The 14,153-nt window shown below is 65.2% G+C and carries 14 protein-coding genes and 2 riboswitches; of the genes, 4 read left to right on the top strand and 10 right to left on the bottom strand.

Features of this window, described 5'->3' with window-relative positions:
- Positions 1–164: 164 nt before the first annotated feature.
- Both IP65_RS05740 and IP65_RS05735 read left to right on the top strand, forming a co-directional pair.
- Positions 165–1,736 carry a hypothetical protein gene (locus IP65_RS05740; protein ID WP_054131099.1) on the top strand — a complete coding sequence of 524 codons (1,572 nt, stop codon included), beginning with the start codon at positions 165–167 and terminating at the stop codon, positions 1,734–1,736.
- 101 nt (positions 1,737–1,837) lie between these two features.
- Positions 1,838–3,337: a CpaF family protein gene (locus tag IP65_RS05735; protein ID WP_028657883.1), complete on the top strand. Its 1,500-nt coding sequence runs from the start codon at positions 1,838–1,840 to the stop codon at positions 3,335–3,337.
- Between the two features lie 3 nt (positions 3,338–3,340).
- Here the strand turns inward: IP65_RS05735 and IP65_RS05730 are convergent, their stop codons facing one another.
- The gene (locus IP65_RS05730) at positions 3,341–3,586 is read right to left on the bottom strand and encodes a hypothetical protein (RefSeq protein WP_022676378.1); all 246 of its coding nucleotides are present in this window, start codon (positions 3,584–3,586) and stop codon (positions 3,341–3,343) included.
- A gap of 90 nt (positions 3,587–3,676) precedes the next feature.
- On the opposite strand from IP65_RS05730, the gene IP65_RS05725 reads away from it, so the two are divergent.
- Positions 3,677–4,588, top strand: coding sequence for a DMT family transporter (locus IP65_RS05725; RefSeq protein ID WP_022676377.1), 912 nt, complete (start codon positions 3,677–3,679; stop codon positions 4,586–4,588).
- Between the two features lie 107 nt (positions 4,589–4,695).
- Positions 4,696–4,833 (top strand): entericidin A/B family lipoprotein, encoded by a 138-nt coding sequence (locus IP65_RS05720; RefSeq protein ID WP_022676376.1) that lies wholly within the window; start codon positions 4,696–4,698, stop codon positions 4,831–4,833.
- 90 nt (positions 4,834–4,923) lie between these two features.
- Here IP65_RS05720 and gcvPB read toward each other — a convergent pair whose 3' ends face one another.
- The 9 genes from gcvPB to IP65_RS05675 form a co-directional block, all read right to left on the bottom strand.
- Positions 4,924–6,477 carry an aminomethyl-transferring glycine dehydrogenase subunit GcvPB gene (gene gcvPB, locus IP65_RS05715; protein WP_054131098.1) on the bottom strand — a complete coding sequence of 518 codons (1,554 nt, stop codon included), beginning with the start codon at positions 6,475–6,477 and terminating at the stop codon, positions 4,924–4,926.
- The gene (gene gcvPA, locus IP65_RS05710) at positions 6,474–7,832 is read right to left on the bottom strand and encodes an aminomethyl-transferring glycine dehydrogenase subunit GcvPA (RefSeq protein ID WP_028657881.1); all 1,359 of its coding nucleotides are present in this window, start codon (positions 7,830–7,832) and stop codon (positions 6,474–6,476) included. Before gcvPA ends, gcvPB begins: the two co-directional genes overlap by 4 nt.
- A gap of 4 nt (positions 7,833–7,836) precedes the next feature.
- Positions 7,837–8,208 carry a glycine cleavage system protein GcvH gene (gene gcvH / locus IP65_RS05705; RefSeq protein ID WP_022676373.1) on the bottom strand — a complete coding sequence of 124 codons (372 nt, stop codon included), beginning with the start codon at positions 8,206–8,208 and terminating at the stop codon, positions 7,837–7,839.
- Entirely contained in the window at positions 8,208–9,377 is a 1,170-nt protein-coding gene (gcvT, locus tag IP65_RS05700) for a glycine cleavage system aminomethyltransferase GcvT (RefSeq protein ID WP_022676372.1), read from the bottom strand. The genes gcvH and gcvT overlap by 1 nt, the downstream gene beginning before the upstream one ends.
- Positions 9,378–9,409: 32 nt before the next feature.
- Positions 9,410–9,535: riboswitch (glycine riboswitch) on the bottom strand.
- Between the two features lies 1 nt (position 9,536).
- A riboswitch (glycine riboswitch) is annotated at positions 9,537–9,645 on the bottom strand.
- Between the two features lie 38 nt (positions 9,646–9,683).
- On the bottom strand, positions 9,684–10,376 hold the full coding sequence (locus IP65_RS05695) for an NAD(P)H-binding protein (protein ID WP_022676371.1): 693 nt from the start codon (positions 10,374–10,376) through the stop codon (positions 9,684–9,686).
- The gene (locus IP65_RS05690) at positions 10,369–11,532 is read right to left on the bottom strand and encodes a deoxyguanosinetriphosphate triphosphohydrolase (protein WP_043609152.1); all 1,164 of its coding nucleotides are present in this window, start codon (positions 11,530–11,532) and stop codon (positions 10,369–10,371) included. Before IP65_RS05690 ends, IP65_RS05695 begins: the two co-directional genes overlap by 8 nt.
- Positions 11,533–11,537: 5 nt before the next feature.
- Positions 11,538–12,233, bottom strand: coding sequence for an aspartate/glutamate racemase family protein (locus IP65_RS05685; protein WP_022676369.1), 696 nt, complete (start codon positions 12,231–12,233; stop codon positions 11,538–11,540).
- A gap of 123 nt (positions 12,234–12,356) precedes the next feature.
- On the bottom strand, positions 12,357–12,680 hold the full coding sequence (locus tag IP65_RS05680; protein ID WP_022676368.1) for a hypothetical protein: 324 nt from the start codon (positions 12,678–12,680) through the stop codon (positions 12,357–12,359).
- Between the two features lie 49 nt (positions 12,681–12,729).
- Positions 12,730–14,142, bottom strand: a complete 1,413-nt coding sequence (locus IP65_RS05675) for an NAD(P)(+) transhydrogenase (Re/Si-specific) subunit beta (protein ID WP_028657879.1) — start codon at positions 14,140–14,142, stop codon at positions 12,730–12,732.
- Positions 14,143–14,153: the final 11 nt, after the last annotated feature.

The raw sequence follows: 14,153 nt of genomic DNA, 5'->3' as shown, positions 1-14,153 counted from the left end.
GCTGCTGCGTCCTGGAAGGCTTGGAACGGGGCTGCATCGCCAAGCGGTGCAGCCCCGTTCGCGTTCGTGCACGCCGCCAGCAAGCGCGCGTTAACCATTCCTTGGCCTCCGTCCTTTTATTCCCGCCCTAGCCATAGCGACGGACAGAAAGGGGCAGACGGGGCATGACGCAGATCCACGTCGGCGACACGATCGCACCCTGGCTTTGCGCGCGGGCGCCGCTGCTGGCGCGGGTGCTGGCCTGGATAGCCCGCACGACCTTGGCGCTGGATCGCGCCGTCAACGCAGCCTTGGCCACAACCGTTGCGTGGACCGGCGCGATTTGCGCGGTTATCGCCCTGCAAATCCTGCTGATCATCACGCACAAACCCTGGTTGGACGAATGGCAGGCCGTGCTGATCGCGGTGCAGACGCCAACCTGGCCCGATCTGCTTGCCGCGCTGCGTTATGAAGGCCATCCCCCGCTGTGGTACGCGATCCTGCGCGGTCTGACGCACTTTCTATCTGCGCCATTGCTGACCCTGCCGGTGGCAGCCGCCCTGATTGCGGTTCCGGGCCAGCTTGCCATCCTGCTAGGTGCACCCTTCGCGCGCAGCCAGCGGTTGTGCCTGGCCCTGTCGGAATTCGTGCTGTTCGAATTCCTGACCGTGTCGCGCAGCCTCACCCTGGGCGCGGTGTGCGTGTTCCTTGCCTTAGCGCTGTGGCGACGCGGCCACTGGGCCTGGCCATTCATCATCTTGTTGCCGCAGTGCGATTTCCTGTTCGGGGTGCTGTCGTTCGTATTCGCCGGTTGGCGCTGGGTCGAACGGCGCGCGCCGCTCGGCTGGCTGGGCGGGTGGATCGCCTCGGGCCTGCTGGCAGCATGGTGGGTGCGCCCCGCGCCCGACGTGGCGCCCGCCATCACCCAGCCTGGCCGACTTGCACGACTGATTGACTGGCTCGCTGGGATGAGCGCGCAAGGCCTGCCGCTGCAATGGCACGGCCTGCGCCCGGAATGGGGTCAGCCTCCGCCTGCTTTGCTGGGCGCGATCGCTTTGTTGGCCGTAGCAGCCATGGCCTGGACACAACTGCGCGGCCGACCGGCCGATCGCCTCGTGCTGGCCGGCTTTGCCGGATTTACGCTGGTGTTCAGCGTGGCGGTTTACGCCCTCTCGGTCCGCCACCTCATGCTCAGCACACTGCTGCTGGTGGCGATGGTCTGGCGCCAGGCCCTTGCCGGGGGGCCTGGCCCCGGCGTGTGGATGCGCGTGTGGCTATGGCTGGTGGCGGGGTGTGGCGTGTTCATGGCGGTGGTCGCCCTGATCATGCCGTTCAACAACAGCGATCGCGCCTCCGCCTGGATCGCGTCTCATAACCTGAGCCAGGAACGCTGGCTGGCTTTCCCGGAAAGCGCGGGCGAGGGAATTTCCGGGCTGAGCGGCATGCCATTTCAACGCTTGGGCAAGCGCTGCACGCAAAGTTTTACCCGCTGGAACAATCCCGAACCGCAAAAGCTGGTCGATGGCGCGCAGTTCTATCGCGTACTGGCGGCCACGGCGAAACACGAAGGCAGCTTTTATCTGCTGAGTGACTTTTCCCTGCCCGACATGCCGCCCCTGATTCGGCGGATCGGCGACGTCCCGGCCGGATTGGATGGCCAAGCCTTTCATTTCTATAGAGTTGGTGAAGGATTGCCGCCGCGCGGCCAGGCAACACCGCCATGCACGGCGCCATTGCGGCCTTTTGTCCGTTTTTAGGGAATCCTGAAGGTTTCCCCCGTATTCACTACGTCTGAAAAGCCGTTCCTGACCATTGTCGGGCTACGGCCCCGGAAGAACGAGTTGACAGGAAAAGACGCATGAGCGCTTTTGGCCGGAAGACAGGTTTGGGTGGAGCCACCGCCGCGCGCCCCTCGTTCGGCGTTGCCCGGCCGATGAAAACTGGCGAAGCCGCAACGGCCGTGCCCGCTGGCTTTGTCGAAGCAAGCCCTCTGCCCGGCGCCAACGATGACATGGGCGGCAAGCATGCCGATGCGATGAGCCGCCTGGCCGAGCGCATCAACGGCGTGGTGGACAACACCTACCAGGCCGAAGGCTTCGAGGCGTCGGTCCACAAGATCAAGGAACAGGTGCTGCCGCGCCTGCTCGAACGTGTCGATCCCGAAGCCGCCGCAACGCTGACCAAGGATGAACTGTCGGAAGAATTCCGCCCGATCATCATGGAAGTGCTGGCCGAACTGAAAGTGACGCTCAACCGGCGCGAGCAATTCGCGCTGGAAAAGGTGCTGATCGACGAACTGCTCGGGTTCGGGCCGCTGGAGGAACTGCTCAACGATCCCGACGTGTCCGACATCATGGTCAACGGACCGGAACAGACCTACATCGAAAAGAAGGGCAAGCTGCAACTTGCCCCGATCCGCTTCCGCGATGAAAGCCACCTGTTCCAGATCGCCCAGCGCATCGTCAACCAGGTCGGCCGTCGCGTCGACCAGACCACGCCTCTGGCCGACGCCCGCCTCAAGGATGGCAGCCGCGTCAACGTGATCGTGCCGCCGCTTTCATTGCGCGGCACGGCGATCTCCATTCGTAAGTTTTCCGAAAAGCCGATCACGCTCGATATGCTGCGCGATTTCGGCTCGATGAGCGACAAGATGTGCACGGCGCTGAAAATCGCCGGGGCGTGCCGCATGAATATCGTGATTTCCGGGGGCACGGGCTCTGGGAAAACCACGATGCTCAACGCCTTGTCCAAGATGATCGACCCGGGCGAGCGCGTGCTGACGATCGAAGACGCGGCCGAACTGCGCCTGCAACAACCGCACTGGCTGCCGCTGGAAACCCGCCCACCGAACCTGGAAGGCCAGGGCGCGATCACCATCGGCGATCTGGTCAAGAACGCGCTGCGTATGCGCCCTGACCGCATTATCCTGGGCGAAATTCGCGGCGCGGAATGCTTTGACCTGCTGGCGGCGATGAACACCGGCCACGATGGTTCGATGTGTACGCTGCACGCCAACAGCCCGCGCGAATGCCTGGGCCGTATGGAAAACATGATCCTGATGGGTGACATCAAGATCCCCAAGGAAGCGATCAGCCGCCAGATCGCCGAGAGCGTCGATCTGATCGTTCAGGTCAAGCGCCTGCGCGACGGTTCGCGCCGCACCACCAACATCACCGAGGTGATCGGGATGGAAGGCGATGTGATCGTGACGCAGGAACTGTTCAAGTTCGAATATCTCGACGAAACCGAAGAGGGCAAGATCATCGGCGAATTCCGCCCGTCCGGTCTGCGCCCCTATACTCTGGAAAAGGCGCGTCAGTTCGGCTTTGACCAGGCATTCCTGGAAGCCTGCCTCTGATCGTCAGCTTGCCAGGGCGGCGCGCAAAGCGCCGCCCAGCAGCACGCAGGCCATGAAAAAGCACAGGGCGTAGATCATCGTCCAGGGCATGCAGCCCACGCGATCGAGATCGGCACGCTTGCTGCGCCGCCGTTCGGCCACCAGCGCCACGATCGCCACCGCCAGCAGCACGGCGCCAACGGCCGCCACGGCTTGCCACGGCCCCTGCCACACCTGCTGCCAGTCTATCGCGCGCCACCGTTCGATCATGGCGGCGCCATGGCCGCAGCGCCGGCACGATGCAACCCCGCGATCGACAAGCCTTGCACTCGCATCGCCCTGCGCCTAGGCGCGCGGGCCATGCCGTCTCGTGAAAGACCCTTTCTGGCCCTGGGCCTGCGCCTGGTGGCAATGGCCATGCTGTCGACCATGCTGGTGCTGGTCAAGCTGACCGGCGAGCGTGGCATGCCGCTGCCCGAAACCATGTTCTGGCGGCAGACGCTGCCGGCGCTCATGCTGCTGGGCTGGCTTGGTGCACGTGGGCAATTGCATCGCCTGCGCACGGCGCGGCCGTGGGTCCATTTCCGCCGCGCGATGATCGGCACGGCCGGCATGTTCCTTACGCTCGGTGTGGTGCAGATCCTGCCCCTGGCCGAGGCGACCGTGCTGGGCTTTACCGCCCCGGTCTTTGCCGTGATCCTCTCTGCGCTCCTGCTCAAGGAACGGGTGGGTCCGTGGCGCTGGACGGCGGTGGCCATGGGACTGCTGGGCATCGTGATCATTGCCGGCCCGAACCAGACCCACCTGCCCGCGCTGGGCGTGGCGGTTGGCGTCGGCGCGGCGTTCATGGTCGCGCTGGTCTCGATCCAATTGCGCGACCTTGGCCGCACGGAAGAGCCACTGACAGTGGTCTTCTATTTTTCCGCGATGAGCGCGCCGTTCCTGGCGCTGTTCCTGTTCCGCACCGGGGTGCACCATGATGCCCTCGGCTGGCTCATGCTCGGCGGTATTGGCCTGGCCGGCCTCGGCGCGCAATTGCTGATGACAGCCGCGCTGCGGTTCGGCCCGGTGTCCAGCGTGATCGTGATGGATTACTCGCAATTTGGCTGGGCCACGCTGTGGGGCTGGCTGGTCTTTGCCCACCTGCCGCCTGCCACCACCTGGATCGGTGCGCCGATCGTGATTGCGGCAGGGCTGATCATCGCCTGGCGCGAACATGTGCGGCACCGACAGCAGCAACCTAGCCCGCCTACCGCCTCTGCCATGGCGTGAACGCAGGGTCCTTAGGGCAAGGAACCGCATGCGGATTGGCTCGTTCTGTGCGCGTTCGGAAGGGCATGTTTCGAGCCTTTCGTCCCACAAGGAAGGGAGCCAATCTCATGATGCGCAAGATCATCGTCGCGGCCGCCATGGGCGGCCTGCTGCTGGGCACGGCTGCGTGCAACACCGTCAAGGGCGCCGGCAAGGACATCCAGTCTGCTGGCCAGGCCGGTTCGGACGCGATTAACGGCAAGTAATCGCGCCAGGATCATGAATAAAGAAGGCGCCGCAAGATCAATATCTTGCGGCGCCTTTTTACGTTTGGCTGTCAGGCATTGCGGCGCGCCTCAGGCGCTCCACACCAAGCGCGGCTTGCGCGCCGCGCGGGTTTCATCGACCCGGCGGCGCGGGGCAAAGTGAGGGGCAGACTTGAGCGCGGGATCGCCAGCCTTCGCGCGCGCACCCAGGCTTTCCATCGCCATGATGAACTGATCGAGACCGGCCTTGCTTTCCGTCTCAGTCGGCTCAACCAGCATCGCGCCATGCACGACCAGCGGGAAGTAGACCGTCATCGGGTGATAGCCCTCGTCGATCAGGCCCTTGGCGAGGTCCAGCGTGGCAAAGCCATCGGCAAAGCCATCATCGCTGAACAGCGCTTCGTGCATGCACGGGCCAGCCGCCGCGAACGGCGCATGCAGCACATGCTCCAACCGGCGCAGCACATAGTTGGCGTTGAGCACGGCATCGCCCGATGCCTGGGCGAGGCCATCTGCACCGTGGCTCAGGATATAAGCCAGCGCACGGCTGAACATACCCATTTGGCCATGGAACGCGCACATGCGGCCAAACGCCTCAGGCGCCTCACCGGCGCTATCGGCCTCTTCCACCAGGCGCAGCATGCCATCGCTGCCAGGCTTGACGAACGGCAGCGGCGCGAATGGCGCCAGCGCGTCTGACAGCACCACCGGACCGGCACCCGGACCGCCCCCGCCGTGCGGCGTGGAGAAGGTCTTGTGCAGGTTGATGTGCATGGCATCCACGCCCAGATCGCCCGGGCGCACCCGGCCGACGATGGCGTTGAAGTTGGCGCCATCGCAATAGACATAGCCGCCGGCGGCATGCACGGCATCGGCAATGGTCTTGAGATCGCGCTCGAACAGGCCGCAGGTGTTGGGGTTGGTGATCATCACCCCGGCCACATGCGGGCCGAGCTTGCCGATCAGCGCGGCGGTATCGACGCGGCCATCGTCGGTGGCCGGGATCGCCTCCACCTGGAAGCCGGCAAAGGCGGCGGTGGCCGGGTTGGTGCCATGCGCGCTTTCGGGCACCAGGATCACCTCGCGCTTGTCCCCCCGCGCATCGAGCGCGGCGCGGATCGCTAGCAAGCCGCACAGTTCGCCATGCGCACCGGCCTTGGGCGTCATCGCCACGGCGGCCATCCCGGTCAGCTTGACCAGCCAGTCGGCCAGTTCATCGATCACCTTGAGCGCGCCCTGCACCGTGCCTACCGGTTGCAGCGGGTGCACATCGGCAAAACCGGGCATCCGCGCGACCTTTTCGTCCAGGCGCGGGTTGTGCTTCATCGTGCAACTGCCGAGCGGGAACGGCCCGAGGTCGATCGCATAGTTCTGGCGCGAGAGGCGGGTGTAGTGGCGCACCGCCTCCGGCTCGCTCAGGCCCGGCAGGTCCACCGGCGCCGCGCGCAGGGCGAGGCCAGCGAGCGGCGATCCGGGTACGTCGTCGAAATCGACGCCGCAGTGGTCCATCCGCCCCACTTCGAACAGCAGCGGTTCTTCCAGGTGCAGCGCGCGGTTGCCGGTCACGGTTTCGGGCGCTTCCAGCGTGGCAGGAATGCGCTCGCCCAGTTCGGGGCGCCAGCCGGAGGGGTTCAGAACAGTCATGCCAGTACCTCCGCAAGCGCGGCGCACAGGGCCGCGATGTCTTCATCGGTCGTCAGTTCGCTGGTGGCGACGAGCAGCACATGGGTGAGATCAGCCTGCCCCGGCACGAGCCGCGACAGGGCAACGCCGCCCAACACGCGACGGGCCGCCAGCGCATCCACCACTTCGGCCGCCGGACGCGGCAGCGTGATGGCAAACTCGTTGACATAACTGGCGTTGACCACGGCCACGCCCGGCAGCGCCGCCAGCGCAGTGGCCGCCTGGACCGCACGCAAATGGCTGGCGCGGGCCATGCGGGCCAGGCCTTCACCACCCAGCAAGCTTAGATGAATGCTGAAAGCCAAGGCACAAAGCCCTGAATTGGTGCAGATATTGCTCGTCGCCTTTTCGCGGCGGATATGCTGCTCCCGCGTGGACAGCGTCAGCACGAAGGCGCGCTTGCCATCGGCATCCACCGTTTCGCCACACAGGCGGCCCGGCATCTGGCGCACATACTTTTCGCGGCAACCGAACAGGCCCAGGTATGGCCCGCCAAACTGCAGGCCAACGCCGAGCGACTGGCCTTCGCCAACGACGATATCAGCACCCAGCGTGCCGGGGCTTTCGATCAAGCCCAACGCCACCGGTTCGGTCACCACCGCGATCAGCAGCGCGCCCTTGGCCTGCGTGGCTGCGGCAATGCGCTTGAGATCGGGAATGCGGCCCAGCACGTCAGGATACTGCACCAGCACGCACGATGTTTCAGCGTCGATCGCGGCGATCAGCGCTTCGTCATCGGCCTGTGCCGACACTTCGGGCTTGGCCGTCACCAGCGTATCGCCGGTAAAGCGCGCCATGGTCTGCGCTGTGCCCACATAATGCGGGTGCAGGCCGCCCGAAAGCACGGCCTTGCTGCGGCGGGTAATGCGGCCAGCCATGGCGATGGCTTCCCAGCACGCGGTCGAGCCATCATAGAGCGAGGCATTGGCCACATCGGTGCCGAACAGGCGCGCCACCTGGGTCTGGAATTCGAACAGCACCTGCAGGGTGCCTTGCGCGATTTCCGGCTGATAGGGGGTGTAGGCGGTCAGGAACTCGCCGCGCTGGATCAGGTGGTCAACCGTCGCCGGAACATGGTGGCGATAGGCCCCTGCCCCCAGGAAGAACGGCACCTGGCCGGCGGTGAGGCTTTCGGCCGAAAGCCGCGCCATGTGGCGTTCCACCGCCATTTCGCTGGCATGGCCCGGCAGGCCTGCAATCGGGCCAGAGAGCCGCGCCGCCGCCGGAACATCGGCAAACAGCGCGTCGATATCCGGCGCCCCGATCGTGGCGAGCATCTCGCCACGATCATGGTCACTCAAGGGAAGATAGCGCATCGTGTCAAAGCCCCGCGACATGGGCGGCATAGGCCGCCTCGTCCATCAGCCCATCAAGCTGGGCGGCATCGGCCAGCGTCATGCGCCACAGCCAGCCCTCGCCTTCCGGCGCGGAGTTGACCAGTTCGGGCGCGTCTTCCAGGGCCGGGTTCACTTCGGTAACGGCGCCCGAAACCGGGGCATAGACATCCGAAGCGGCCTTGACCGAATCCACGACAGACGCGCTGTCACCCTTGGCCAGGGCAGCGCCCACGGCGGGCAGTTCGACAAAGGTGATGTCGCCAAGCTGGCTCTGCGCATAGTCGGTGATGCCGACAGTTGCAGCATCGCCTTCAACCACAAGCCATTCGTGATCAGCGGTGAAATAGCGGGTCATCAGGCGGCTCCTTTGCGCACGTAACGATGGGGATGGAAGGGAAGCGAAACGACAGTGGCGGCAAGGCTCTTGCCGCGCACGGAAAGGGTCAGCGCGGTGCCGGGCACGGCCAGCGCGGTTTCGACGAAGGCCATGGCGATCGGCCGCTCCAGGCTGGGGGCAAAGCCGCCAGAGGTGACGGTGCCCACGGTGCGGCCATCTGACACCACCTCGGCGCCTTCGCGTGCGGCCATGCGGCCTTCAATCAGCAGGCCCACGCGGCGCCGCGCGGTGCCTTGGGCAAAAGCCTTGGCCAGTTGTGGCGCGCCGGGGAAACCAGCGTCAGCCAGTCGGCGGCGAACTGGAATGGCAAAGCCGAGATCGGCCTCTACCGGATCGATATCGGGCGAAAGATCATGGCCATAGAGCGGCAGGCCGGCTTCCAGGCGCAGCGAATCTCGCGCACCCAGGCCGATCGGCTTGACCTGCGGCTGGGCCAGCAGCGCATCGGCCAGCGCCACGGCTTGATCAGCATGAACCGAGATTTCAAAGCCATCTTCGCCGGTATAGCCCGAGCGGCTAACGCCCAGCGCCACCCCGTTCCACACGAACGGCGCAGCCTCCATGAACACCAGGCTGTCAAGCGTGCGCGCCGGATCGGCCGCCGGCACCAGGCCCAACGCGCCGAGCGCTTGGGCGGCTTCCGGTCCTTGCAGCGCGAGCAGTGCATGGTCTGCCAGGTGGTCCAGCGTCACACCCTTGGGCAGGCGCGCGGTGATGTGGGCGATATCGGCATGCTTGGTGGCGCCGTTGACCACCACGTAGAAATCAGCGCCGCGATTGGTCACGATCAGATCGTCAAGGACGCCGCCGTCGTCTGCCAGCAACAGCGAATAGCGCTGCTTGCCGGGCTTGAGCGTGGTGAAGGCGCCGGGCAGCAAGGCCTCGAGCGCCTGCCCGGCATGGTCACCGCGCAGCACCAGCTGGCCCATGTGCGACACATCAAACAGCCCGGCATGGGCCCGCGTCCACTGGTGTTCAGCCAGAATGCCTTCGTACTGCACCGGCATGTGATAGCCGGCGAATTCCACCATCCGGCCGCCGCGTGCGCGGTGCCAGGCATCGAGAGGCAGGGTGAGGATAAGCGGCTTTTCGCCCGCAATCGGGGCGAGATCGTATGTGTCACTCACAAGTTTCAACTCCGCACAGAGGTGCACCCAACGGTGCCCCCTCTGTCACGGAAACCTGAGAGCTTTCCCCCGCGCCCCTAGTTGTGGCGCATCGCGGGGTTACCCCTTCGGCGGCCCCATTTCCGCAAGGAAATGAAACACTTTCCAGAGTGTCGCTATAGACCCCGTGCGGTCCTTTAGCCTGAGAGATTCCGGGGCGGTTGCTCCTTCGGCGTCACTGCTTTTTTCACATATGCGAATCAGCAGCAAACTCTCCCGCGCGGGTCAGCGACAGGCCCGCCCTTTCGCGCAGGCACCCCGTGCAAGTCAACTGCCTGGATAAGCAGTCCCGCGCGCAGCGCTGTGGATGGAGCGAAAATGGTGGACGAACCGCCCATCGGCCTGGACGCTGGCCAGGTTTACAATCGCCTGGCCCACCGTGCTGGCGGTGATCGAGCGATAGCGGGAAAGCGCGCCCCTCAGCGCCCAATCGACCAGCGGCGCCACCGCCATGCCCACGCGCTCAGCCGGGCGGACTGCGCCTTGGCGGGCGCCGCGCAGCAGGCCGGGTCGAAGTATATCGCACCGAGGGAGGCCCAGCGCTGCCACGTCGCGCTCCACCTCACCCTTGGTGGCGAGATAGAACGTGCGCGCAGCCGGATCAGCGCCAACCGATGAAACTAGGATGGCATGGGCAACGCCCGTCTGGCGCGCCGCCGTCGCACAGCGCAGCGTGAGGTCATGGTCCACCGCCCGAAAGGCGGCGCGATCGCCACCCACCGCCGCGATCGTCGTGCCCAATGCCAGCACGATCACATCAGGGCGCACCTGCGCTACGGCATCGCCCCAGTGTTCAGGCGCGATCACCAATTGCTCCATCTGCGCGCCGGCAGGCAGGGGCGCCGCACGGCGTCCCAAGGCGACCATGCGCACGCCAGGCCGGCCAGCAGCGGCATCCAGCACGGCCTGGCCGACCAGCCCCGTCGCGCCGACCAGCAGCACGCGGATGGGATCAGACATTGCTAAGTCCTTCAGGCACTTGACCGACGATCTTCGCGTAACAGTCGATAGCATAGCGATCGGTCATGCCGGCGATGAAATCGGCGATCACGCGGCTGCGATCTGGCTCTGACAGCCGCAAGCGCGCCTGCCAGGCGGCCGGCATGTGTCCGGCATCGGCGCGATAGGCGGCAAACAGCGTTTCGACCACATGGCGCGCGCGATCAGCCGCAGCCACCTGCTCGGGATGGAGGTAGAGCCGCGCGTACATGAACTGCTTGAGTGTGCGTTCTTCCCGCCGCACCTCTTCGGAAAATCCGCAGAGCGCGCGCCCGGCAGCGCGCACCGCCGCCACATTGCCAACGCCGCTATCATCCAGGCGCCGCTGCGTTTCGCTGATCACGTCGTTGACCATCCGGCCGATCTGCCCACGCACCAATTCGCGCAGCAGGCGTTCGCGCGGGGCATGGGGATGGCGCGCCTCGATCGCATACCATTGATCGGCCACGAACGGCAGTTCCAGCAGGTCGTCCAGCGCCAGGAAACCGCCGCGCAGTCCATCGTCGATATCGTGGTTGTCATAGGCAATGTCGTCGGAAATCGCGGCAATCTGCGCCTCCATCGAGGCGTGACTGGCCAGGTCGAGCGGGAACGCCGCATCGAGTTCGGCAAGCGCCCAGGTGGGCTTCTTCACCGGCCCGTTATGCTTGGCCAGGCCTTCGAGCATTTCCCAGGTCAGGTTGAGGCCATCGTGCTCCACATAGGGGCTTTCCAGGCGCATCAGCACGCGCAAGGTATTGGCGTTGTGATCAAATCCGCCGCAGCTTGACAGCGCCGCCTCCAGCGCATCCTCGCCGGCGTGACCGAACGGCGGATGGCCGATATCGTGGGCCAGGCACAGTGCTTCGGTCAGGTCTTCGTCCGCGCCCAAAGCACGGGCAATCACGCGCCCGATCTGCGCCACTTCTAGGCTGTGCGTCAGCCGCACGCGATAGTGATCGCCGTCGGGCGCGATGAACACCTGCGTCTTGTGGCGCAGCCGGCGAAACGCGATCGAATGGATGATCCGATCGCGATCGCGCTGGAACTCGCTGCGCGGGCCGCGCACCCCGCCCTGCTCTGGTGCGAACTCTCGCCCACGCGAGGCAGCGGGATCGCAGGCCCAGGGCGCGCGCATGTCTGTCACCCCGCGCCCAGGATCCAGTCGGCCGCCGCCTCGGCATGGATGCGCGTGCCGTCATAGATCGGCAGCACGTTGGCATCGACATCGATGACCATGTCGAGTTCGGTGCAGCCGAGCACCACGCCTTGCGCGCCGGCCTGGCCCATGGTGGTCAACAAGGTCTTGAACGTGCGCTCGGCCGAGCGCGTGGCGCGGCCCTGCATCAGCTCTTCATAGATGATCCGGTCGATCTCATCGACATTGTCCATCACCGGCGGCAGCAGCGTTACGCCATGGGCCACCAGGCGCTTGCGGTAAAAGCTTTCGACCATGACATTGCGCGAGCCGATCAGCGCCGCGGTCTTCACGCCATTGGCCTGCATCCGTGCGCCAACGGCGTCGGCAATGTGGATCACCGGCACACCCACCGACGCGGCAACCTGGTCATAGACCTTGTGCATCGAGTTGGCGCCGATCAGAAGCGCGGTGGCGCCAGCCTGTTCCAGCCGCTTGGCGCTCTGGACCAGCACGGTTGCGGCGTGGGCCCACTCATCCGCAGTCGAAAGCCGGGCCAAGCCGGCAAAATCCAGGCTTTCGATCAGCAAAGGCGCGCTCGACAACGTGCTTGTGCGCGCCTGAACCAGCTTGTTGAGATGCTCGTAATACGTGCGGGTCGAAACCCAGCTCATGCCGCCGATAAGGCCAATCTTGCGCAAACCACTATCTCCCACCGGCGCCCCCGCCGGTCAGTCCCGTTTCGATGGTTTTCAGCCTTAGGCAAGACCACCGCCCAGGTCCAGCGGCCCCCGGCAGCGATCCACCGTGCACGCGCACGCGGTTCACCGCTTTTCGGGGGCCAATCCCATGGCGCAGAGCGCAGCGGCGCTGACCGTCACTTGCACCAGTTGCGGATCATCCAGGCGGCGCACGGTCCACACGTAATCGGCCAGGCTGCGCCTGGGCGCCTGCAGTGCCTCCAACCGGCGCAACTGCCCCAGCGAGAGGCGATCGGTCATGCGCTCGGCCATGCAGGCGGCATTGGCATGGGACAGGCCGGCATCGACCAGCGCCGTGCGCACGCGGCCCTCGGCCAGTTTGGAGACGCAGGCGGTAGAAACGAGCGACAGCGCGGCGACAACGGCGACAAGAACGATGGTCTTCATGCCCGCCTTCTCGCCCCGCCGCGCCGACGCTGTCAACCAGGGGTTATCATCAATGCTGGAGCGCCTTGACGATCTCCTCCACCATCTTCTTGGCGTCTGCCAACAGCATCATCGTCTGGTCCATGTAGAACACGTCGTTGTCGACGCCCGAATAGCCGACCCCGCCCATGGAGCGCTTGACGAAGAAGATGGTCTTGGCCTTGTCCACGTCGAACACCGGCATGCCATAGATCGGGCTGGACTTGTCGGTCTTGGCCGCGGGGTTGACCACGTCATTGGCGCCGATCACGAACGCCACGTCAGCCTGGGCGAAATCGCCCTGGATATCTTCCAGTTCAAAGACTTCGTCATAGGGTACGTTGGCTTCGGCGAGCAGCACGTTCATGTGCCCGGGCATGCGCCCCGCCACCGGGTGAATGGCATATTTCACGTTGACGCCATTGGCCTTGAGCACGTCGCCCATCTCGCGCAGCACGTGCTGCGCCTGGCTGACGGCCATGCCATAGCCCGGGATGATGATGACGTTTTCGGCTTCCTTCATCAGGAATGCCGCGTCTTCGGCCGATCCGCGCTTCCACAGGCGCTGCTCCTTGGCCGCGCCGCCGCTGACGGCTGCTTCGGCGCCAAAGCCCCCGGCGATCACCGACAGGAACGAGCGGTTCATCGCCTTGCACATGATGTACGACAGGATCGCACCTGAAGAGCCGACCAGCGCGCCGGTGATGATCATGGCGGTGTTGTGCAGGGTGAAACCCATCGCCGCTGCCGCCCAGCCGGAATAGCTGTTGAGCATCGAGACCACCACCGGCATGTCTGCCCCGCCGATCGGGATGATCAGCAGGAAGCCGATCACGAAAGACAGCGCGGTAATCGTGGCGATGACCCAGGGGCTTTGATCCTGGGTAAACCAGCCAACCAGCCCGAGGATCGCGATCAGCGTGCCCAGGTTGATCACATGCCGTCCGGGCAACAGGATCGCCGCGCCGCTCATCTTGCCAGCCAGCTTGAGGAACGCGATGATCGAGCCGGAGAAGGTGATGGCGCCGATGGCAATGCCCAGGCCCATTTCGACGCGGCTTTGCGGTTCGATCAGCCCCTGGGCATCAAGAATGCCGAATGCCTCGGGATTGGCATAGGCCGCCAGCCCCACCAGCACGGCGGCCAGTCCCACCAGCGAGTGGAACGCGGCCACCAGTTGCGGCATCGCCGTCATCTGGATGCGCCGCGCGATGATAAAGCCGATGCCTCCACCAATGGCGATGGCCACCGCGATTTCCGGCAGGCTGGCGATCGAATGGGTAACCAGCGTGGTGGCCACGGCAATGGTCATGCCGATCATGCCATAGCGGTTGCCCGCCCGGCTCGTGCCCGGCGACGAAAGCCCGCGCAGCGCCATGATGAACAGCACGCCCGAAATGAGGTATAATAGCGGAACGATACCGCTGTTTTCTGCCGCAGGCATCGGAAATACAT

Origin of the sequence: Novosphingobium sp. AAP1 (assembly GCF_001295765.1) — a bacterium.
In the GTDB taxonomy this organism is placed as follows: Bacteria; Pseudomonadota; Alphaproteobacteria; order Sphingomonadales; family Sphingomonadaceae; genus Novosphingobium; species Novosphingobium capsulatum.
The sequence above is the reverse complement of the archived record's forward strand: the minus strand, read 5'-3'. Positions and strand labels throughout refer to the sequence as shown.